Origin of the sequence: Knoellia altitudinis (assembly GCF_042666355.1) — a bacterium.
GTDB classification, from domain to species: domain Bacteria; phylum Actinomycetota; class Actinomycetes; order Actinomycetales; family Dermatophilaceae; genus Knoellia; species Knoellia altitudinis.
This window is the reverse complement of sequence record NZ_JBHTDK010000001.1, coordinates 2163618-2185016: the sequence shown is the minus strand read 5'-3', so window position 1 is coordinate 2185016 and position 21399 is coordinate 2163618. Positions and strand designations below refer to the sequence as shown.

Here is a 21399-nt window from a genome sequence, read left to right as displayed (position 1 = left end):
CGAAACCGCAGGTGGGCCGTAAGGCGCACCTGCGGTTTCGTCGTCCGTACCCACGACGGTCGCGCGGCGACCCCGGGCCTCTGCTCGCGAAATCTGTGGTGACACCAACGGTGGTTCGCGAACCCGAGGCTTGCTCGCAAACCGGATCGATCCGGCTTACGAGTGGCGTCGTGGTTCGCGAACCAGGTCGAGTCCGCCACGGTGAGGGGTTGCCGCCGTGCCCGACGACGGCTACAGGGCCGCGACGAAGCTGGCGAGGATGACGAGCGGCAGCGAGACGACGGCGCCCAAGGACGTCGCCAGGGTCAGGGTCTTGAGGGTGCCCTTGGTGGAGAGGTCGAGCAGACCCCTGAACATCCAGAAGAAGTTGCTGTTCACGTGCAGGGCGAACATCGCGCCCGACGCGATCGCCAGAGCGATGACGACCGGGTCCACCCCCATCGAGCCGACCACCGGGCCGATGATCCCGGCGGCCGTGATGGCACCGACCGAGACCGATCCGATGGCGAAATGCAGGAGGGCTGCGATGAACCACGCCAGCAGGATGCTCAGGATCACCGGCGCGTTCGCGTCGGCGGAGAAGAGCTCCTTGAGCGTGTCCTGCATACCGCTCTCGGCGATGACGGCGCCGAGTGAGCCGCCGACACCGGTGACGAGCAGGATCTCGCCGGTGGTGTGGAATCCCGAGGTGAGGACCGAGCCGACCCCGTCGGCACCGAGTCCCCTGCGCACCATGACGAAGGCGATCAGCAGCCCGATGAACAGGGCGATGTTGGCGTCGCCGAGGAAGTCGATGACCGGGTTCGAGACGTCCGCGAGGCCGACGATGGCTCCGGTGGCGATGAGCACCAGGGGGACGAGGATCGGCAGCAGCCGCACGAGGAGCGGCAGCCGCGCCACGCTCTCGGCCACCGGGACGTCGTCGGTCTCGTCGTGCACCCGACCGTCCACGATCCTGGCGTCCTCGTCGTAGTCGGTCTCGTCGTTCCAGAAGCCGCGGCTGAGGAGGAGCCTGAAGAGGAGGGTCGTGATGAGCGCTGTTGCCAGCCCGATCGGCAGCCCATAGAGCAGGTAGGTGCCCAGCGGCACCTCCATCAGCCCGGCGACGGCGACGGCTGCCAGCCCGGGCACGACGAACACGTAGCCGGCAAAGATACCGATCCCCAGGGCCCCGGCGAGCCACGGGAGCCCGATCCTGCGGTCGACCGCAGGCGCCGACTCCTTGGCCATCGGCGCGGCGAGGACGACCTGCACGTCGACATAGATCGAGGGGAAGATGACCGCGAGGGTCCCGGCCATGGCGTAGGGCAGCTTGCCGCCCACTCGCCGGGCGATGATCGCCACGAGGTCGCTGAAGGTGCCCATGGAGTGCAGCAGCGCGCCGATGAGGACGCCGAAGCCGATGAGCAGGCCGACCTCGGCCATGATCTCGCCGAAACCACCGGTGATCTGCTTGATGGTGCCCTCGGAACCCTGCCCCGTGGCGAGCCCGAGATAGATGCAGGCCAGCAACAGCGAGATCACCGGGTCGATCTTGAACCTGATGATGAGCAGGATGGCCGCGAGAATGGCGATGGCCGAGTGCAGGATCTCCACGCTGGGTCCTCCTCTGGCGCGGTGGGCGGTCGCGCCGCTGGTTGTCCGACGACGTCGGGGTGATGTGCGGGGGCCCGACCACCCTAGGGGCCGCTCGCGGCCACTGCCCGGTCTGGGGTATGCCGTCCGGCTGGCAAGCTGCGCGAGTCCCGTTCCGGGCGTGGACGGCATACGTCGTATCCGCACTCACGGAACAGGCGCGGACCTGCAGCGGCGGACTCTGGCCCGCACGGGGAGTTTCCTCGACGTCGTCGCGCAGGCGGTCCGTACCACGGCCGGACAGCATGAGGCCGACGAGCGCTGACCCGAAACTTCAGAGGACGCGGAAGGCGCCCATCGCCCGACCCGGCCCCGTGGGGTCGACGAGTCGCCGTTGACGGTCTGCGAAGGTGCCGTCGGTGAGGATCCGGCCAACCACCTCGCGCACCCGGGCGCTGTCGCCGTTGTCCTCGAGGGCACCCTCGGTGTGTGCGAGCAGCGACTCGACGGCCGGGGCTGCCGGGGAGAGGTCGTTTGTCGTCGGGTCGACCAGCATGCCACCCACTCCGTGTCGCGCCGCACGCCACGCAGCGGCCCGCAACGCCAGGGTCGACACCTCCGGGGGTCCCATGCGGGGGTCCGACGTCGCAGCCGTGTCCACCAGGGCCCGGCAGAGTGCCGCCACCGCGACGGCCACCTCGACGTCGGGGCAGACGTCGGTGACGCGGACCTCCACGGTGGGGAATCGAGCCGACAGCCGGGCGTCGTAGTAGAGCATCCCCTCGTCGAACGCCCCGCCCGTGCGGACCACTTCGCGGACCGTCCGGCGATAGGTCTCGAGGTCGCCCCAGACGGGTGCCGGCCCGGCGGTGGGCAGCTGGGACAGGACGACCGACCGCCAGCTCGCGCAGCCGGAGTCCCTGCCCTGCCAGAAGGGGGAGTTCGCGGTGAGGGCGGTGAGGACCGACAACCACGGCCGGATCCGGTCGAGGACGTGCACGCCCTCGCTGGGAGAGTCCACGGAGACGTGGACGTGCGTGCCGCAGGTCAGCTGCTGGCGCGCGAGGTTCCCGAACTCGTCGTTGATGCGGTCGAAGCGAACCGACCTCACGGGTGTCGGGTCGTGGGCGCCCGGCCACGTGCCGGTGGCCACGACGGCCGTGTCGTGGTCCGCGGCAACCTGCACGAGCCGGCGCCGGAGCTGCCCGAGGTCAGCGGCGAGGTCGTCGAGCGAGGCAGCCGGCGACGACGCGACCTCGACCTGCTCCTCCTTGAACTCACCCTTGATGCCCGGCTCGTCGGCCACGTCCACCAGACGCGACCCGATGGCGGACGGCTCATGGCTGCTGGCCCCCACGAGGATGAACTCCTCCTCGACCCCGACGGTCCTCCTGCTCACCGCAGGCTCGACCGGCCCGTCGACCATGCCCCGAGCACCTCGTCAGCGAAGCGACCGCCGAGGTGCTGGCTGGCCTGGATCCCGAACACCAGACCTGCGGCAAGCTCGGGCTCGGTCCCGACGAGCGGGGCGATCACGTCGCGCCGGATGATCTGCTCGTGCACGGCGTCCGCCTCGACGTGCTCGGCGTAGAAGTGCTCCGTGGCCGGTCCACAGCCGAGTCGGCGCGCTGCCTTGACCAACCTCGCCGAACCCGGTGAGGACGTCAGCTCGATCACCGCGAACTGCCCGACCGCTGCGCCTCGCAGCTCCCGTCGGAAGCCGCAGAGGGACATGAGGTTGACCTCGGCGAGCACCGTGCCGCTCACCCGATCGAGGTGGTCGCCGTAGGCCGCGGTGAGCCCGAGCTCCCGCATCATCGCGGCATACAGCTCTGAGTGCATGTCCTCGGCGCGACCCGATCCGTACTCGTCGAACTCGACGGCGGCCAGTCCGGCCTTGGCCGAGCCGTCCAAGCGGGACACCACGAGCAGCTGCGGGTCGGCCTCCTTGAGGTGGTAGGCGGACCGGTGCACGACGTACTCGCGGAACTGCTCGAGGGAACCCTCGGTCGCCAGGTGCTGCGAGACGCTGCGCTCACCCACGGTCTCGGTGAGCAGGCCATCAAGCTCGGCATCGAGGTCGTCGCCGCCGGCGACGTCACGATGCAGCTGCTCGAGGAACAGCGACTCGAGCTCGAGCCGGATGCCGAGGAGGTCGAGATCCCACTCCATCGCCTCGGGCACGTCCGCGAGCCCGCGGTAGTGCAGCTCGTAGCAGAGATAGAGCGCCAGGTGCAGGTCCTCTCCATAGGGATCGACGTCACGCCGGCTGGGGAACGGCGGACCGACACGGCGCGTGCAGTGGTCGATGATCCATTGCGAGATGGGCCCGCGGGCCGTCGGCAGAGGGGGAGCAACCACCCCTGGCCCGGTCACCGTCACGCTTCCTCCCCTGCAGATGTCAATGGTCCCGCCCGGTCGACGCGCTCAGCGCGCACCTTGCAGCGGTGGCTCGTGTCGCAGAACGGCGCGATCCGGCTGCGCCGACAGGTGCACAGGGCGACGAGGCTGCGAGCGGAGCGCACCACGGTGCCATTGTCCATGACGACGTCCACCGGTCCCTCCACGAGGATCGGGCCCTCTCCCGTGACGACGACGCGACTCACCCGCTCCCGCCGCCCGCCCGACCTCGACGTCATGAGTCGGCTCCGGTCACGGGCTGCGTGGAGCCGATGGGCCTGGTCGCCCGCAGGACCACCAGGCCCTCCTCCGACTGGTCGCTCGCGATGAGGCCACGCGAACGCAAGTGCTCGGCCCTCGAGCGCATGACGGGCCCGAAGGGTTCCGTCTGCCGGCTCACGACGTCGACCTCGAGGCCGCTGTCCTGCAGTTTGGCCATGGTGCGGACCTCGTCGGTCACGGTGGAATGCACGAGCAGAAGGCTCCCGCCGGGTGCGAGCCGGTCGTGGGCCTGGGCGCAGATGCGGTCCACCAGCATCCGCCCATCGAACCCGGCGTCCCAGCAACGGCCGAGGGTGTGACGCGGCAGATCGGCGCTGCGTGACGGGACGTAGGGCGGGTTGCTCACGATGAGGTCGAACGTCTCCCCCTCGTCGAGCGGGGCGAAGAGGTCACCTCGGAGCACCCGCACCGACGCACCGTGACGCCGGGCGTTGACCCGGGTCGCAGCCGCCGAGCGGAGGGAGAGGTCGACGGCGGTCACCTCGGCCGCCCCCGCCAGTGCCGCGACAACCGCCAGCGCCCCCGTGCCGGTGCAGACGTCCAGCACTCTGGCCCCTGCCGCGAGGCCGAGCCCACACATCGCGTCCGCGAGCAGCCAGGTGTCGGCCTGGACGGGGTAGCAACCGGGCAGGCGCAGCAGTGACGGGCGAAGGGCACCGACAGTCGGATCGAGGAGCGGTGGCGCGCTGGGCGCCACGACCTCCGCCGGCTCAGCGGTCACGTGCCACAGCCGTGGTGCGGTCCCGACCGAGCGCGAGCCCCAGGGCGAGCATGCCGATACCCAGCCCCAGGTGCAGCCAGTTGTCGGCGTCGTTGAGGGGGACGAAGTTGGCGGCGGAGTCCATGTCGATGACCATGCCGTAGATCCACAGCACGAGGTAGATCACGCCACCACCGATGAGGAAAGTCCGGGCCGCACGAGGTGTTCTGGCCATCACGACACCAGCGACTCCGTAGGCAAAGTGCACGAGGTTGTGCAGCACCGACACCTGGAAGATGCCGAGCAGCGCGGCCTCGGACTCATGACCGGCGAAGGTCAGGGAGTCGAAGTCGGTCGTGATCCCGGGGACGAACCCGAGGACGCCGACAAGCAGGAAGACCGCTCCGACCGCGAGTGCGGCCTTCTGGACCGGGGTGCGATCCGCGTGACGTGCGTCCGTTGACCTGGATGTAGGTCTGGTGCTCATGGCTGTCCTCCAGTCGTGGCTGCAGGTGGTGCTGCCCAGAGGACCTACCCAGCCAGCCTCCCTTCATGCGTGAGCTTGGTCACGGTGCGGTGAACCTTTGGAGGAATGCGGACAGGAGAACGGCCGAGTCGGCGCGGGGCAACGCCTCGATGAGTGACAGGACGGTGGTGAGGTCGAGGTCGCCTCCCGCCCGGGCACCGTCAGCAAGAGCAACAGGATCCGGTATGCCGTTGCCCAACAACGTTTCCGGGCTCGGCAGGGCCTGTCCCCTGACCTCATCTGAAGCCTCGACGAGCGCTGGCAGCAGCTCTGCGAGCAGTCTCTCGGTCACGGGCGTGATCGTCAGGTGAGCCGTGTGCGGGACTCGGCTGCCGTCGGCCTGGCTCATGGCCGGCTGCCCCTGGAGGACGAAGCCGCGCCGGGCCACGGCGGCCGTCCAGAGCAACGGGTCCACCCGCCGCCCGACGTCCACCGCCTCGTCCGTCGCCACCGCGACGAGCGGACCCTGCCGCTCCCCCAGCACGCGCAGCCCTTCGATGGCCTCGACAGCCTCGACCACAGCGGTCGTCGCGGTGACGACGCGACGGGTGAGGGCGGCATACCCCTCTGTCCCGAGGGTCTGGACCACGGCCCAGGCCGCAGCGAGCGACGTCGCGGAGCGGGTGCCGAGCATCGTCGGGTTGACGACCGGGTAGCCGAGCCAGTCGGTGACGGCGAAGTATCGCGCGAGGTCGAGCACCCCGTCGGCGAAGAGGAGCAGCGAGGCGCCCTTGGGGACGTAGCCGTACTTGTGGATGTCGGCGCTGATGCTGCTGACACCTCGGACGCGGAAGTCCCACTGCGGCAACAGCTCCCCGCCGGAGTCCTCCCAGAAGGGCAGCACCCAGCCACCGACACAGGCGTCGACGTGGCACGGTATCCCCCGGTCGGCGGCGGCGCCCGCAACCGCGGCCACCGCGTCGACCACGCCGTGCGGGTAGGACGGCGCGGACACGACGACGAGGGCGACGTCCGCCCCGAGGGCCTCGACCAGCGCCGGAGCCGGAGCCCGGCCGGACCTCACGTCCACCGGCACAACGGTCATGTCCAGACCGAAGTAGAGCGCGGCCTTGTGGAACGCCGCATGGGTCGACGACGACACGACGAGCCGGGGACGCCCGGCGCCTCCTCGAGCCACCCACAGGTCCCGGGCGGCCTTGACGGCGAGCAGGCAGCTCTCCGTGCCACCGGAGGTCACCGAGCCCGTCGCAGCAGGGCCATGGAGCATCGCGCGGCCGAAGGACACGAGATCAGCCTCCATGAGCGCCACCGACGGGAACGTCGTCGGGTCCAGCCCGTTGACCGGTTGCAGGAGCCGCATGGCCTGTGCCGCAACCTCATCGAGCTCCGGGCGACCGTGGTCGTAGACATACGACAGCACGCGCCCGCCGTGTGTCGGGGCGTCGTGCTCGCGGTAGGCGCGCAGCCGGCCCATCACCTCGTCGACGTTGACGGGATCGTGCAGCGACTCACTGCTCATCGGAGTCCACCTTCGGTTCGTCATACCTGCGCAACGCCACGATCGACACAAGGGCCAGCAGCGCGGGGACGAGCGTGAAGGCGAGCCCCATCGCCACCTCGGCGCTCCGGGGCTGGGCGACGGGGTCCCCCGAGCTCGAGACGAAGCCTCCCAGCGACAGCATGAGCAGCACGAGGCCCGGTCCGGCTGCGAGGCCGGCGGTCTCCAGCGCCGTCCACGCACCACTCATCGCACCACCCCGCCCCCGCCCGGCCTCCTCGATCACGTCGGGGAGCATGGCCAGCGGGAAGAGCTGCATCCCGGCATACGCAACCCCACCGACCGCCAGCGCCAGGACCGAGAGCCAGACCCAGCCGAGCGCGAGGGCCGGGACCTGCAGCATGCAGCCGAGGACGAAGAGCCAGGACGACGCGAGGTATGCCGCCCGCTTGCCGTGCCCTGCGGCATACCGCTTCCAGGCCGGCATCACGATGAGAGCGGGCGCGACCACGGCAGCGAAGAGGACGCTCACGAGCGACTGGGAGCCGAGGAGATAGGTCGCGACGTACTGCGCTGCGGCCAGGACGATGCCGGTGGCCAACGCCTGGATGACGAAGACGACGAGCAGGGCGCGGAAGCGCGGGTGGCCGTGGATGGTGGCCAGACCGGCACGAAGGGAGGCCGACTCGGTGGCCGCGCCCGGACGGCTCTCGTGCCCCCGCAGGCTGGCGACTGTGGCGAGCATGCCCAACGAGAGGACCAGGGCCGAGATGGCGGCCATGACGAGGTATCCGGAGCGACCGCCCCCGAGAGCATCGCGGATGCCGGGAGCACCGGCACCGAAGGCGAGGATCGCCAGGGCCAGGACTCCGACGCGCCACGCCATCATGCGGGTGCGCTCGACGTAGTCGCTCGTCAGGTCGGCCGGCGAGGCGATGTAGGGCACCTGGAAGAGACTGAACGACGTTGTCGCGAGGACGAATGCGGCAACGACCCACAGCGCCGCAACCCCGCTCGAGAGACCGGACGGGACGGCGAACATGGCGATGAACCCCACGGGCAGGGTGAGCGCGCCGAGCAGCATCAGCCGGTAGCGCGAACCGTGGGCCGACACCTCGCGATCACTGCGCGCCCCGATCGCCGGGTCGATGAGGACGTCCCACACCTTGGGGACGAGCACCACGCTGGCGGCCACCGCTGCGGCGACCCCGAGGGTGTCGGTGAGGTAGTAGGCGAGGACGAGACCCGGCAGGGTGCCGAAGCCGCCGGTGCCTACGCTCCCGGCGGCATACCCCGCGGTCTGGGCGCGGGAGAGACGGGGCATGCACCGCAGTATGTCGGCCCGGACAGCCGCTCAGGGACGTTTCGGTCAGCCTCCCGCATCGCTCCGCAGCAGCCGCCAGCCCCCGGCAGCAATCGCGCCCACCGCCCACGCGAGGACGGTCAGTCTGGCCGAGGTCGTCGTCATGTCGTCCACCGGCCCCTCACCGAGGAGGAGGAAGAGCGCACCAGAGCCCGGCAGCCGTGACGAGACCGTCGCAGCCCAGTCGAACGGCAGGTTGGCGACGAGCGGGGGCAGGACGAGGAGGAGGGCGATGGCGAGGACGAGTGCCGCGGCCGTGCTCCGGGTCGCGAGGCCGAGACCGATCCCGAGCAGCGCGCCGCACCCGATGGCGACGACGACGTCTCCCAGCCCCCGGAGCCCCTCCCCCAGCGGGAGCCCGAGCTCCGGCACGAACGCCCACACCACGGCGCTGGCCGCGATGACGAGACCTGTGCCGATTGCGGTGACCGTGAGGGCGATGACCGCGCTGCGCGCCGCGAGCAGGATCCCGCGTCGGGGCGTCCACTGCAGGGTGGGCACGATGGCCCCGGTGCCGTGGTCCGCGGCGCTCGAGACGACCGCCCACGCGACCGTCCCGAACAGGGCGAACATCGCGGTGAAGCGAGCGCCGTCCCACGCCGTGGCATCGGCAGGCGCGGACTCGGGGTCGTTGGCGACGTCGATCCCGACGAGCACGCCGAGACCGACGACCGCGAGGGCGATGATGCAGAGGAAGACCCAGCTGGACCGCACACTCCAGATCCGGCTCCATTCGGCGCGGCTCGCACGCCCGAGGACCGTGGCGGTCATCGCCGCGCTCCGTCCGACACGGCGTCGGACACGTGCCCGACGTGTTCGACGCTGCCCTCGGTGAGGGAGAGGTAGGCGTCCTCGAGGGACTGCTCCACCTCCGCGAGGTGATGAAGGGGTATGCCGTGAGCGTGAGCCAGGTCTCCGATCTCGCTGGCGCGCAGCCCGGCCACCTCCAGCTCGTCCGGCCCCGGTCGGGTCATCGTGACCTCCGAACCAAGCGCACCGGCCATGTCCTCCGGTCGTGGCGTGCGCACGCGCACCCGCGGGCCACTCAGCCCACCGAGCATGCCTGCGATGTCGGTGTCGGTGATGAGGCGCCCGCGCCCGATGACGACGACACGGTCGGCGATGAGCTGCATCTCGCTCATGAGGTGGCTCGAGACGAGCACCGTGCGCCCCTCGTCGGCGAAGCCGCGGAAGAGTGTCCGGATCCACCGCACGCCGTCGAGGTCGAGGCCGTTGACGGGCTCGTCGAAGAGCAGCACGGGCGGGTCACCGAGGAGGGCGGCCGCGATCCCGAGGCGTTGCCGCATGCCGAGCGAGTAGCCCTTGACCCGACGCGTGGCCGCCTTCTCCAGCCCCACCTGCGCGATCACCTCGTCGACCCTGGCGAGGGGGATCCCGTTGCTGCGCGCACCGATGCGCAGGTGTCCGCGTCCCGTTCGGCCCGGGTGCATGGCGCCGGCGTCGAGCAGGGCCCCCACCTCGCGCAACGGTGCCGGGAAGTCGGTGTAGCGCCGCCCGCTCACCGACGCCGACCCGGCCGTGGGCCGGTCCAGTCCCAGGACCATCCGCATCGTCGTCGACTTGCCGGCGCCGTTCGGCCCCAGGAACCCGGTCACCTTCCCCGACTCCACGTCGAAGGTGAGGTCGTCCACCGCCCGCACCCCGCCATACACCTTCGTCAGCCCGCTGACCCTGATCATCCCCGCCGCCTCTCCATGCCGAACCCGTCGAACCTCGACCTCACGGACGCTAGGGCCCAGCGCCGGGACGGCGGGGGCGGGACGTGTGAAGGTTCCGTGCAGATCGTCCCGGCTCCCCGCGGCCGCCGACGGGCATGGGGAGTTCGACGGACATTCACCCGCTCGTATGCCGTCCGTTCCACTCGGCTGGGCAGGCTGCGCCCATGACCTCTCGCCGACTTTCCCTGCCCGCCGCCGCGATCGCGCTGGTCGGAGCCACCCTCGTCGCTCCGACCGTCGCCGCCGCCGGGCGTCCGGTTCCTGCTCCCACGGGGGCCGAGGTGCTCGGCTTCTCCGTGCTGCCTGCCGAGACCTACGTCCCCGGCAGCGAGGCATCCGGCCACTGGACGACCGGCAACGCCGCCGTGCCCGCGCCCTACCCGGGTCAGCCGGTGCAGGGCTTCTCCGGCACCCACCGCAACGCCGACGGTTCCTACCTCGTGCTCAGCGACAACGGGTTCGGGTCCAAGGCCAACAGCCAGGACGCGCTCCTCGCGCTGCATCGGATCCGGCCGAACACCACGACTGGTGAGACGGCATACGAGACAACGCTTTTCACCTTCTCGGACCCGCACCGACTCATCCCGTGGCAGACGTGGCGCGACGGAGGCTGCGCAGCAGCGGGCTCGCTGCCCGCGGGCTACTCGTGCCCGACCGCGGACCGCCAGCTCACCGGTTGGGACTTCGACCCCGAGTCCCTGCAGGTCGGGACGGACGGGACGTTCTGGGTGGGTGAGGAGTTCGGGCCCTACCTGCTGCACTTCGACGGTCAGGGCGAGCTGCTCGAGGCGCCGGTCGCGACACCCGGAGTGAAGTCACCGTCGAACCCGACCCTCGGCTCGGCGACCCCCGACATCGCGAACTCCAAGGGTTTCGAGGGGCTGGCGATCTCGCCCGACGGACGCACCCTCTATCCGATGCTCGAGGGCTCGACCGCGGACGACAAGGCCGCGGGACTCGCGGCCGACCTGCGCATCTACGAGGCGCCGATCGGCAAGGACGGCACGGCGAGCTTCACGGGTGACTTCCGGCGCTATCGCATGGAGGACCCGGCGAACGCGCTCGGTGACTTCATCGCGGTCAACAAGCACCAGTTCCTCGTCATCGAGCGCGACAACGGCCAGGGTCCGACGGCGGTCTTCAAGCGGATCTATCTCGTGGACACCCGCGGGGTCGCCGACGGCGGATACGTCACCAAGACCCTGCTCGTCGACCTCATGAACGTCCCGAACCCCAAGGGTGCCGGCGGGTTCGGTGACCCGTTCACCTTCCCGTTCTTCACCATCGAGGACGTGGAGCTGGTCGATGACCGCACGATCGCGGTGATGAACGACAACAACTTCCCGGCCGCCGGCGGTCGGAGCAGCACGGCGCCGGACGAGAACGAGTTCGTCCTCATCCGCCTCGCCTCGGCCCTTCAGGTGGACCACCGGCTGCTCTGAGGGCGCTGGGTGTCCCGTCCGAACGTCCCGGACGGACGGGACACCGGGCCCTGTCGGTGGGGACGTGGGGCGGGCGACTGTGGGTCTCGTTCAGTTCACGACAACCCACTCAGGAGTCTCCATGAGCGCCGCGCTCACCACCCACCCGACCGTCACCAGCACCACCGGCGACCCGACACCCCCGAGCAGCCGCGCCTGGGCCTGGGCCGGGGTCGTCGCCGGCCTCGCCTCGATCGTCGGCATCGCCACCTCGATGCAGGTCGACGCCGTCTACTCCCCGGAGGCCGACGGGGACCCCGACGCCATCGTCGCCCGGCTCGGCGATCTCGTCCCGCAGATCCTCGTCTTCCACACGGCGACGATGATCTCCGTGGTCCTGCTCCTCGTCTTCGCAGCAGGACTGCGGCGGCGGCTGGCCGACCAGTTGCCCACCCGCAGCCTCCTCCCCGACGTCGCCGCCGGCGGGCTGGGCCTCGTCTCGGTCGCCGGCCTGCTCGGCAGCGGGCTCACCACCGAGTTCGTCTTCGCTGTCGCCGACCCGAGCATCGGACTCGTCCCCGAGTCCGCGGTCTTCTTCAACCACTGGATCGGCACCATCCCCTGGCTGTGGGTCGGAGCCGGTGCCACCGGCGTGGCCGTCGCGGTCGCGGCGATCCGTCACGGTGCAGCCGCCCGCTGGGTCGGCTGGGTCGGAGCGGTCCTCGGTGGACTCACCCTGCTCCTCGGTCTCTCCCCGCTGCAGTACATGGCCGGAATGACCGGTCCGCTGTGGCTCGTCGTCACGGCCGCGGGTCTCGCCCTCGGTGACCGGGCCGCTCGCGGCCGCGTCGCCGGCGCCGGCCTTCGCACCTGACGGCACGGGTCCGGAGAAAGCGCAGGAACCGGACGTGGAGCGGCGCTATGGTGCCGACACCATGACGACCCAGGAGGCCCTGCGCAGGGCTGGACTCCCCCGGGCGGCCGCGGCCATCGCCGTGGCCGCCTGGGGTCTCGCCGTGCTCGCGGTCGTCCTCGTGGTCGTCGCCCGACCGGCCCTCGGCGAGGGCCTCTGGTTCTTCGCGGTCGACGTGGCGGTCGCCTGCGTCTACGGGACCGTTGCGGCCCTCATCATCTCGCGCCGGCCCCACCCGGTCGGGTGGCTGCTCGCCCTCGCCGCCGTCGGCGGCGGAGTGGCGGCGCTCGGGTTCGGCTACCCCGTCCTCGCGGCGCAGCGCCCGGGACTGCCCGGCGCGGAGCTCGTGGCCTGGCTACAGAGCACCGCCTGGGTGCCGGGGACGCTTGCCCTCTTCCTCGTCGTCCCGTGGCTCGTGCGAGACCATCCCGTGGGCCGTGCCCGTTGGGGTGTGGCGATCGGGGCACTACTCATCGTCGCGATGCTCGCGGCACAGCTCCTTCAGTGGCAGCGATCCTTCACCGTGGTCCTCGTCGCCGTCATCTCCGCCGGGCTCGTGGCGGCTTTCGCGGTCGAGCACCGCCGGCGACACGGCCCGGTCGCCGAGCGCAACGGGCTCGGCTGGCTCGCCCTCGGTGCGGGCCTGCTCGCAGTGTCCTTCACCCCGCTCGTCCTCCCCTACGACGCGATCCCACTGCCGGTGTGGACCACGCCTGCCCTCCACCTGCTGTCCCAGGTCATCTACCCGGCGGCGATCCTCATCGCGGTCCTGCGCAGCCGCATGTGGGGCTTGCGTCTGGCCGTGAGCCGCACCGTGCTCGCTGGCCTTCTCACGGTCTCGCTCGTCGCGGTCTACCTCGCGGTCACCCTCGTGGCCACCCGCTTCCTCCCGGACGGGGGCACGTCCGGGCTCGTGGGCGCCGCCACCGTCGCGGTGTCCGTGCAACCCGCACGCCTCTGGCTCGAGCGGCGGGTGCACCACCTGGTCTACGGCGCCTCGGCATTCCCCGACCACGTCGTCCGCCGTCTCGGCAACCACCTGCGCCTCACGGAGAGCACGGACGATCTCCTCCACGGGCTCGCCGCGGACATCGGCACCGCGATGCGGCTCGAGTCCGTGTCCGTGTCCCTCCCCGACAGGGAACCCGTGGTGTGGGGCATCCCGCACGGCCACCCCTTCCGCGTTCCCCTCGCCCACCGCGGTGAGCCGGTCGGCGACCTCGCGGTGACCCTCCCCGGAGGTGAGTCCCTGGGCGCCCGTGGCGAGCAGACGCTCACGGACCTGGCGACAGTCGTCGCCACTGCCGCTGCGGTCACCCGCGCGGCAGCGGAGGTCGAGGACGCCCGCGACCGGCTGGCCAGGGCACGACTCGAGGAGCGCCGCGTCATCCGGCGGGAGATCCACGACGGACTCGGACCATCTCTGGCGGGGTTGCGACTCGGCCTGCAGGGGGCGCGCAACCTCATGTCCACCGATCCGCACGCCGCTGCCACCCTCCTCGAGACACTCCAGGCCGAGCTCGAACAGCGGGTCAGCGACGTTCGGACGCTCTCGCACAGCCTGCTTCCCCCCGCACTCGACGAGCTGGGCCTGGCGGCGGCGCTCGCCGAGCTGTCCGCTCGTCACGCCGAGGACGGGGCCGAGGTGACTCTCGCCCTCGCGCACGACGACGTGCTCGCCCCGCAGACCGCCGCCGCGGCATACGCAATCGTGTCCGAGGCAGTGACGAACACGCTGCGCCACAGCGGGGCTCGATCCGTTCTGGTCGAGACGAGATCCACGACTGCGGGGTTGCACGTCACGGTCGTCGATCGCGGCAGAGGTGTCGCTGGAGGCGCTCGTGCAGGAGTGGGGACACGGTCGATGCGTGAGCGCGCAGAAGAGCTGGGCGGGTCCCTCGAGATCACGACCGCGCCGGGCGAGGGCACCCGGGTCGAGGCCGTCCTGCCCCACAGCGCGGTGACGAGCCGTGGCTGACCTGCGCGTTGCGGTCGTCGATGACCATCCGGTGTTCCGACTGGGGATGGCAGGTCTCCTCGACTCGCTCCCCGGCATCACCGTCACTGGACAGGCGGCGGACGCCGCCGAGGCGTTGGCCCTGCCACTCGAGGACCTCGACGTCATCCTCATGGACCTCAACCTCGGCAAGGACTCCGGCATCGAGACGACCCGAGAGATCGTCCGGCGTGATCCCGGCGCCCGGATCCTCGTCGTGACGATGCGGGAGGACGACGACGCCGTCGCCTCCTGCATGCGGGTCGGGGCTCGGGGCTATCTGCTCAAGGGCGCCGGGCCCGACGAGGTCGAGCGCGCCGTGCGTGCGGTCGCCCACGGTGAGGTGATTCTCGGGGCGGCAGTCGCGAACCGTGCCGTGGCCACGCTCACCTCCGGTCGATCGGCAGTCCGCGTGCCCTTCCCGGAGCTGACCGACCGCGAGCGCGAGGTCCTCGATCTCGTGGCGCGCGGACACGACAACCTCACGATCGCGCGCCGCCTGGTGCTCTCGCCCAAGACGGTTCGCAACGTCGTGTCCAACGTGCTCACCAAGCTCGCCGTCCGTGACCGCTCGGCTGCCGTCGTCCGTGCGCGCGAGGAGGGCCTCGGCACCGAGTGAGGTCGGGGTAGGGCGCGGCTCAGCGGTTCGCGATGCCGTCCAACCGCAGCATGTCCGAGTCGTCCCGATGCGTCCCGGTCGTGCCGACGTGCTTGTCGGAGATGCCGGCGCCGTTCTTGATCACGTGCACCAACGCCATGCCGTGCCCGCGGCCGAGCCCATGAGCATCGGCGAGCCAGGCAAGGATCTCGCCGGACTTCGTGTCCGGCCCGAAGCCGCGCGCGTGGGCCTGGTCCACGAGCTCCTGCGGGGTGTGGCCGGTCTTCTTCTCAGCGGCGTCGAGGTAGGCCTGGAAGGACATGGTGACTCCTGGTCGTGCGTGCGGATCATGCCTGACACTCATGGTGCCGAACGAGGCCCAGGGTTTTCGACCTGACGCAACAAGTCTTGCCGAGTCAGCCTCGCCGCGAGCCTCAGAGCGTCTCGCAGCCGATCCCGTCACTGTCGGAGTCGAAGTTGTGCGGGTCCGCAGGCAGCACGACGAACCGCCGATAGGTGATGTCACCACAGTCGAGGTCCGGTGGAGGCGGAGGGATGCACACCCCGGGATAGGCCGAGTCACAGCCGGCCGAGGGTGGGGGAGGCGGCGGGGGCGACGTCGGCGTGGCCGTGTAGTTCTCCACGCCGCGGATGTACCACGTGCCGTTCGAGGGGCGCCACACGACATGGTCAGCCACGGCCGTACCGAGGAAGTTGCCGGTCTGTGGGACGTCGCCGGCCCTGCCCCAGGCGATGGATGAGCCACCCCGCACGAACCACACCCCTGTGCCGGGCCGCCAGACCGCGAGGCTGTTGGCACTGGTGCTCAAGAACGTGGCTGGCACCGGCACGTCACCCGCGGTGCCCCACGCGAACGTGCTCGCCCCCCTGACGAACCACTGTCCCGTAGAGGGACGGAACACAGCCAGGTCGGCACGTCGGTCTCCCACGTACTGAGCCGGCTTCGGGAGGTCGCCCGCACGTCCCCACGCTGTGGTCGACCCTCCGCGAACGAGCCACTGACCGGTCGACGGCCGGAAGACGGCGATGTCGGCCCGCCCGTCACCGGTGTAGTCGGCAGCGACGGGCCTGTCTCCCTTCACGCCCCAGCGGACCATCGCCCTTCCCCGGATGTACCAGCCTCCGTCGGAGGGGCGGAAGACCGCCAGATCGGCTCGGCCGTCCCCCGTGTAGTCGGCAGCGACCGGGATGTCCCCGGCGCGCCCCCAGGCGACCGACCCCATCCCTCGGACGTGCCAGACGCCGGTCGACGGTCTCCACACGGCGAGGTCGCTGCGGGCATCCCCGAAGAAGTTCGCAGCGACGGGGACATCTCCCTGCGTCCCCCACCCGATGGTGGAGGTGATGACCCGGGTGGCTCCGGACGACGGGGCGGCCGCGAGGCCGAGCATGCTCACGAGCAACGACAGAACCGTTGCGACGCGGACGGAACGAACCATGGTGGTCTCCAACGACGGCGTTGACGTGAGTGCTGGCAATCGTTCCCGCCACCCAGATCCTGATGAGCCGAAGTCAAGCACTCCGTCGCCGCCCTCGGAGCCCAATCGCCAATACCCAGGTCAGCCCTCAGATGTGAGATGGGCGACGACGTAGAGCACGCCGAACGGGTCACTCACCTCGCACGACTCCACCCGGTATGCCGTCCGGTCGCCGTGCGAGCCGCCGTTCGCCTGAGCGCCCAAAGCCGCGGCAAGGACCTGCAGAGGCGCCCGGCCGGCCACGAGCAGCTCGGCGCACAGCGCGGCGTCGAGCTCGAGGAGGCGTTCCAGCCCGCCCTCGGCGCTTCCGCGAATGGCATCGACGATCGTGTCGTCGAGCGCAGCCGCCCGAGGATCAAGATGCCCCGGCGCCTTCTCGGTCCGACAGGCTGATCCATCAGCGACGACGAGCAACGTTGTGGCACTGGCGAAGTCGAGAGCTTGGCCGAGCGAGACACATTCCTCACGGGTGGCGTCCCACGACACTCCGACGTGCTCGACGTCGAAGTTCTCATGGGTCGCTGCGAGGAGACGGTCGGCCACTCGAAGGCCGATCGCCGGCTTCGTGCTGCGCGGCTCCCGGTCGGTGGCGTGCACGACGACGACGTGGTGCGCCGACGCGACGGCGCCGCGGACGACATCGACGCAGGACCCGAGCAGGTCCGGCAGGGCCGCCGTCCGCCCCTGGTACTCCGGAAGCAGCAACGGGGCCCCGGGCACGATGACGACGTCGGTGATCATGCGAGCCCCCGGGCCGCCCGCGCGGGCGGCAGGTCACCGGCGATGACCGACACCATGTCGAGCACCTGCCGAGTCTCGACGACCTCGTGAACGCGATAGATGTGGGCGCCGTGCCACGCCGAGATCGCCGTCGCCGCAAGGGTTCCCGTCAGGCGCTCCCCCACGGGCAGGTCGAGCGCCTCACCGACGAAGTCCTTGTTGGAGAGCGAGACGAGCAGCGGCCGGTCCAGGGCCACGAGCTCGTCGAGCCGCCTCGTCACCTCGAGCGAGTGCCACGAGTTCTTGCCGAAGTCGTGGGCGGGGTCGATGACGATCCGGTCGCGGGCCACACCGACGGACACTGCCCGATCAGCCTGTGCCACAAGGGACTGCACGACGGACTCGACGACGTCGTCGTACTCGATCCGGTGCGGCCTCGTCCTCGGCGCCACGCCACCGGTGTGGGTGCACACGACCGCGGCGTCGAACTCGGCCGCCACAGTGACGAGCTCGGGGTCCGCCCCGCCCCAGGCGTCGTTGAGGATGTCCGCCCCGACCTCGAGGACGGCTCGGCCGACCGAGGCCCGCCACGTGTCGACGCTGATGAGCAGGTCGGGATGCTCGGCGCGCACAGCGGCAACGAAGTCGACGACCCGTGCCTTCTCCTCGTCGGCCCCGACCTCCGCCCCGGGAGCCGCCTTGATCCCGCCGATGTCGACGATGTCGGCTCCCTGCGCCACGACCTCGCGCACCCGGTCGAGGGCCGCGTCCTCACCCCAGGTCGACCCCTTGTCATAGAAGGAGTCCGGCGTCCGGTTGACGATGGCCATGACGAGCCGCGACGTCGCGTCGAACGTGCGCGACCCGAGACGGAAGGTGAACGCGCTCATCGGCGCCTCACGGACGGCATACCCACCGTGTCGGCCGGAGGCCGTTCCCCTGTCGCCACGGCGGTGACGTGCGGCTCGAACCCGGCCGGGCCGCGGGCGTACTGCGTGAGGCCCACCGTCGAGGCAGGCGCGGCCTGCTCACCGGCCGGACCGACCCGTCGGCGGTCCGCTGCGACGAGGACCTGGACCGCCATGGGACCGAGCGTGTCATGGCGGTGGTGTCGGTGGGTGCGCAGCCCCAGGTCCACCTGCGCGATCGCCCCGACGCCGAACCGGTCGGCCGTGTCGAGGACGGCGGCGATCTCGACGCCGTAGCCGACGGGCACCGAGAAGGTCGCCAGACTCGCCCGACGGATCGCCCACTCCCCCGAGAGCGGCTGGACGATGCCGGCCAATTCGGGTCGGTGGATCGCGAGCCACGGACGCGCGACGAGCTCGGTCACCCGCCCCCCGCTCTCCTCCTCATGCCCGGACGCGTCGAGCATCGGCCGGTCATAGACCGCCTTCACCAGATGCACGTCATCCCGGGTGAGCAGCGGCCCGAGGAGGCCGGTGACGAAGTGCGTCCCCCAGTCGACGAGGTCGGCGTCGACGAAGACGACGAGGTCGCCGGACGTGACGAACTGCGACTTCCACAGCGCCTCGCCCTTGCCCTCGACGCTGCCGAGCTCCGGCCGAATGCCCCTGGCAGAGAACACCTTCGCGCCTGAGTCGCGGGCGACCGCGGCCGTGGCATCAGTGGAGTCGGAGTCGATGACGACCACCTCGTCGACGAGCCCGCCCCCGTCCGCCGCCACGAAGTCGGCGAGGATCCGCTCGACGACACCACCGACCGTGCCTGCCTCGTTCCTGGCCGGGATGACGACGGAGACCGTCCGGTCCCCCTTGACCTCGACCAGGTCCTCGGGCGTCCAGTCGGATGCCGCGTATGCCGTCCGCTCCCCGCCGCCTGCCCCCTCGCCCATCGCGGTCGTCACGCGCCGAACGTCGGGCGGCGCTTCTCGCGGAAGGCGGTGAGGCCCTCCACGAAGTTGTCGCTGCGCAGCAGGGCGTGCTGGCCGCGCTCCTCGCGGTCGAGCGCGCCAGCAAGGTCGAGCGCCGCATCCGTGATGGCCGCGGTCGTGAGCGCGGTGCCGTCGGGTGCCAGAGCAGCAAACTGCGACGTCAGCTCGTCGGCGCGAGCCGAGAACCCCTCTGCAGCGACGGACTCCGCGACGAGGCCCCAGGCGGCGGCAGTGGCTCCGCTGATCCTCTCGCCGGTCAGGGCAAGGCGCAGGGCGCGAGCGCGGCCGATGGACGCCACCACGAGTGCGGTCGCGCCGCCATCAGGCATGAGACCGAGGGCGCCGAAGGCCAGGAGGAGGGTGGCGTCGTCGCCGACGAGCACATAGTCAGCGGCGAGTGCGATGGACAACCCCGCCCCCGCTGCGACACCGGGGACGAGCGCCAGCACGGGCGTGCGTGCCTCGACCATCGCGCGAACCGCGGAGCCCAGGCCGAACAGCGTGGCATCCAGGTCGCCGATCTCCTCGTAGGGGACGATGTTCGCCCCGGCCGAGAACGCGCGCCCCTCGCCCGACAGGACGATGACCCGCACCGCCGGGTCCGCGTCGATCCGGGCGACCTCGGTGGTCAGGGTGTCGAGCATCGACGGGTCCAGGGAGTTGAGCCGGTCCGGCATGGCGAACGTGATGCGCCCGACCGCTCCCTCCACCGCCACGGTCACTCCGGCGTGGGTCATGCGTCCGTCTTCGTGGCGTCCGGGCGATAGGAGGTGACGAGGAGCCCCGCGGCCGCAGCGAGGCCACCCACCAGGGCGATCACGCCCCAGCCGAGCCCGGCCAGGTCCCACCCGAGGGCGTGGTCGAGCGACCACCGACCCGGACCGAGCACGGCGAGGGCCACGGCGACGATGCCCACGAGCACGACGTACTCGGCGCCGCCCTTGAAGATGAAGTAGCCCTTGCCCCGGTGGTCGGTGAGCGCAGCAACCGTCATGAGACCGACGAAGGCCATGGCGCCGAGTCCGTTGAGCAGGCCGAGCGTCACGATGAGGCCGGCGCCGATCTCGGTCGCGGCAGCGACGCGGGCATGCAGCCAGCCGGGCCTGAGGCCAAGCGACTCGAACCAGCCAGCCGTCCCGGCGAGCCCGCCCTGCACCTTGTTGAGGCCGTGCAGGACGAGCATCGGTCCGAGTGCCAGCCGGATGACCAGCGACGCGACGTCGAGCTCGGTGGAGGAGATCGCGGTGGCGTCCATCAGTGGCGCTCCTCGGTCAGGTCGGCGGGCACGAGCTCGCGCAGCCCCGGCAGGACCTGCTCGGTGAGGGTGCGCAGGAAGCGCTCCTGGTCGTGGCCGGGTCCGTGGAGCACGAGGTGGTCGAAGCCGAGGTCGGTGTACTCCTTGACCGCAGCGACCACGTCATCGGGCTTCGACGCCACGATCCAACGCTGCGCGACCTGCTCGATGGGCAGCTCGTCCGCGGCCTTCTCCATCTCCATGGGGCTGTGGATCGAGTGCTTCTGCTCTGCGGTCAGCGAGAGGGGCGCCCAGAAGCGGGTGTTCTCGAGGGCCTGGTCGGCGTCCGGGTCCCACGACACCTTGATCTCGATCATCCGGTCGATGTCGCCGCCGACCCGGTCGGCCTTGCCGAGACCCTCGGCCACGGCGGGCAGCAGCTTGTCGGCGTAGAGCTCGCGCCCCTTGCCCGAGGTGCAGATGAAACCGTCACCGGACCGGCCGGCATACCGCGCGACGAGCGGACCACCGGCAGCGATGTAGACGGGGATCGGGGCATCCGGGCGGTCGAAGATCCGCGCGTCCTCAGTCCGGTAGTAGTCGCCCTCGAACGTCACCGACTCCTCGGTCCACAGTGCGCGCATCAGCCTGACCGACTCCCGCAGACGGGCGTAGCGCTCTTTGAACTCAGGCCATCCGCTCTCCGGCACCGAACCCACGGCCACCTCGTTGAGCGCCTCACCCGTGCCGACACCCAGCATGATGCGGCCGGGCGCGAGGCACCCCAGCGTCGCGAACGTCTGCGCCACGACGGCCGGGTTGTAGCGGTAGGTGGGGGTCATGACCGACGTCCCGAGCATGACCCGCTCGGTGCGGGCCGCGACCCACGACAGCCAGGCGAGGGAGTTGGGCGCGTGGCCGCCCTCGAGCCGCCAGGGTTGGAAGTGGTCCGAGATCGTGACGGAGTCCAGTCCCAGCTCCTCGGCGAGCACGGCGTATGCCGCCAGGTCGGAGGGGGCGAACTGCTCCGCCGAAGCCTTGTAGCCGATGCGCATGTCCCCCATCCTCTCCCATGCCGGT

The 21399-nt window shown here is 70.9% G+C and carries 22 protein-coding genes; 4 read left to right on the top strand and 18 right to left on the bottom strand.

Annotation, left to right across the window (positions count from 1 at the left end):
- Window positions 1-231 precede the first annotated feature (231 nt).
- From ACFQW8_RS10335 to ACFQW8_RS10290, 10 genes are all read right to left on the bottom strand, one after another.
- A complete protein-coding gene (locus ACFQW8_RS10335; RefSeq protein WP_380087096.1) occupies window positions 232-1596 on the bottom strand; it encodes a GntP family permease in 1365 nt (454 codons plus the stop codon).
- A gap of 313 nt (window positions 1597-1909) precedes the next feature.
- Window positions 1910-3001 (bottom strand): carboxylate-amine ligase, encoded by a 1092-nt coding sequence (locus ACFQW8_RS10330; RefSeq protein WP_380087095.1) that lies wholly within the window; start codon window positions 2999-3001, stop codon window positions 1910-1912.
- The gene (locus ACFQW8_RS10325; RefSeq protein WP_380087094.1) at window positions 2971-3957 is read right to left on the bottom strand and encodes an iron-containing redox enzyme family protein; all 987 of its coding nucleotides are present in this window, start codon (window positions 3955-3957) and stop codon (window positions 2971-2973) included. The genes ACFQW8_RS10330 and ACFQW8_RS10325 overlap by 31 nt, the downstream gene beginning before the upstream one ends.
- Entirely contained in the window at window positions 3954-4214 is a 261-nt protein-coding gene (locus ACFQW8_RS10320; protein ID WP_380087092.1) for a CDGSH iron-sulfur domain-containing protein, read from the bottom strand. The genes ACFQW8_RS10325 and ACFQW8_RS10320 overlap by 4 nt, the downstream gene beginning before the upstream one ends.
- Window positions 4211-4978: a HemK2/MTQ2 family protein methyltransferase gene (locus ACFQW8_RS10315; protein WP_380087090.1), complete on the bottom strand. Its 768-nt coding sequence runs from the start codon at window positions 4976-4978 to the stop codon at window positions 4211-4213. Before ACFQW8_RS10315 ends, ACFQW8_RS10320 begins: the two co-directional genes overlap by 4 nt.
- A complete protein-coding gene (locus ACFQW8_RS10310) occupies window positions 4968-5444 on the bottom strand; it encodes a DUF4383 domain-containing protein (RefSeq protein ID WP_380087089.1) in 477 nt (158 codons plus the stop codon). The genes ACFQW8_RS10315 and ACFQW8_RS10310 overlap by 11 nt, the downstream gene beginning before the upstream one ends.
- 79 nt (window positions 5445-5523) lie before the next feature.
- The gene (locus ACFQW8_RS10305) at window positions 5524-6963 is read right to left on the bottom strand and encodes a pyridoxal phosphate-dependent decarboxylase family protein (protein WP_380087087.1); all 1440 of its coding nucleotides are present in this window, start codon (window positions 6961-6963) and stop codon (window positions 5524-5526) included.
- Window positions 6953-8266 carry an MFS transporter gene (locus ACFQW8_RS10300; protein WP_380087084.1) on the bottom strand — a complete coding sequence of 438 codons (1314 nt, stop codon included), beginning with the start codon at window positions 8264-8266 and terminating at the stop codon, window positions 6953-6955. The genes ACFQW8_RS10305 and ACFQW8_RS10300 overlap by 11 nt, the downstream gene beginning before the upstream one ends.
- A 45-nt stretch (window positions 8267-8311) precedes the next feature.
- Window positions 8312-9076: a hypothetical protein gene (locus ACFQW8_RS10295; RefSeq protein ID WP_380087082.1), complete on the bottom strand. Its 765-nt coding sequence runs from the start codon at window positions 9074-9076 to the stop codon at window positions 8312-8314.
- Window positions 9073-10005 (bottom strand): ATP-binding cassette domain-containing protein, encoded by a 933-nt coding sequence (locus ACFQW8_RS10290; protein ID WP_380087080.1) that lies wholly within the window; start codon window positions 10003-10005, stop codon window positions 9073-9075. The genes ACFQW8_RS10295 and ACFQW8_RS10290 overlap by 4 nt, the downstream gene beginning before the upstream one ends.
- 203 nt (window positions 10006-10208) lie before the next feature.
- On the opposite strand from ACFQW8_RS10290, the gene ACFQW8_RS10285 reads away from it, so the two are divergent.
- The 4 genes from ACFQW8_RS10285 (at window position 10209) to ACFQW8_RS10270 (ending at window position 14993) form a co-directional block, all read left to right on the top strand.
- Window positions 10209-11486: an esterase-like activity of phytase family protein gene (locus ACFQW8_RS10285; RefSeq protein ID WP_380087079.1), complete on the top strand. Its 1278-nt coding sequence runs from the start codon at window positions 10209-10211 to the stop codon at window positions 11484-11486.
- Window positions 11487-11607: 121 nt separating this feature from the next.
- Window positions 11608-12339: a hypothetical protein gene (locus tag ACFQW8_RS10280; protein ID WP_380087076.1), complete on the top strand. Its 732-nt coding sequence runs from the start codon at window positions 11608-11610 to the stop codon at window positions 12337-12339.
- A gap of 34 nt (window positions 12340-12373) precedes the next feature.
- Complete coding sequence (locus ACFQW8_RS10275; RefSeq protein ID WP_380087075.1) at window positions 12374-14356, top strand: ATP-binding protein; 1983 nt, start codon at window positions 12374-12376, stop codon at window positions 14354-14356.
- Window positions 14349-14993 carry a response regulator gene (locus tag ACFQW8_RS10270; RefSeq protein WP_380087073.1) on the top strand — a complete coding sequence of 215 codons (645 nt, stop codon included), beginning with the start codon at window positions 14349-14351 and terminating at the stop codon, window positions 14991-14993. Before ACFQW8_RS10275 ends, ACFQW8_RS10270 begins: the two co-directional genes overlap by 8 nt.
- Window positions 14994-15012: 19 nt before the next feature.
- On the opposite strand, the gene ACFQW8_RS10265 is transcribed toward ACFQW8_RS10270, so the two are convergent.
- The 8 genes from ACFQW8_RS10265 to fgd all read right to left on the bottom strand — a co-directional run bounded on the left by ACFQW8_RS10265 (window position 15013) and on the right by fgd (window position 21374).
- Window positions 15013-15294, bottom strand: a complete 282-nt coding sequence (locus ACFQW8_RS10265) for a DUF4287 domain-containing protein (protein WP_380087072.1) — start codon at window positions 15292-15294, stop codon at window positions 15013-15015.
- Between the two features lie 112 nt (window positions 15295-15406).
- A complete protein-coding gene (locus ACFQW8_RS10260; RefSeq protein WP_380087070.1) occupies window positions 15407-16432 on the bottom strand; it encodes an FG-GAP repeat domain-containing protein in 1026 nt (341 codons plus the stop codon).
- A gap of 120 nt (window positions 16433-16552) precedes the next feature.
- A complete protein-coding gene (locus tag ACFQW8_RS10255; protein WP_380087069.1) occupies window positions 16553-17212 on the bottom strand; it encodes a hypothetical protein in 660 nt (219 codons plus the stop codon).
- A complete protein-coding gene (folP, locus tag ACFQW8_RS10250; RefSeq protein ID WP_380087067.1) occupies window positions 17209-18081 on the bottom strand; it encodes a dihydropteroate synthase in 873 nt (290 codons plus the stop codon). Before folP ends, ACFQW8_RS10255 begins: the two co-directional genes overlap by 4 nt.
- Window positions 18078-19058 (bottom strand): glucosyl-3-phosphoglycerate synthase, encoded by a 981-nt coding sequence (locus tag ACFQW8_RS10245; protein ID WP_380087066.1) that lies wholly within the window; start codon window positions 19056-19058, stop codon window positions 18078-18080. The genes folP and ACFQW8_RS10245 overlap by 4 nt, the downstream gene beginning before the upstream one ends.
- Window positions 19055-19822, bottom strand: coding sequence for an enoyl-CoA hydratase-related protein (locus ACFQW8_RS10240; RefSeq protein ID WP_380087064.1), 768 nt, complete (start codon window positions 19820-19822; stop codon window positions 19055-19057). The genes ACFQW8_RS10245 and ACFQW8_RS10240 overlap by 4 nt, the downstream gene beginning before the upstream one ends.
- Window positions 19819-20340, bottom strand: a complete 522-nt coding sequence (locus ACFQW8_RS10235; protein WP_380087062.1) for a DoxX family protein — start codon at window positions 20338-20340, stop codon at window positions 19819-19821. Before ACFQW8_RS10235 ends, ACFQW8_RS10240 begins: the two co-directional genes overlap by 4 nt.
- Entirely contained in the window at window positions 20340-21374 is a 1035-nt protein-coding gene (fgd, locus tag ACFQW8_RS10230) for a glucose-6-phosphate dehydrogenase (coenzyme-F420) (protein ID WP_380087060.1), read from the bottom strand. Before fgd ends, ACFQW8_RS10235 begins: the two co-directional genes overlap by 1 nt.
- Window positions 21375-21399: the final 25 nt, after the last annotated feature.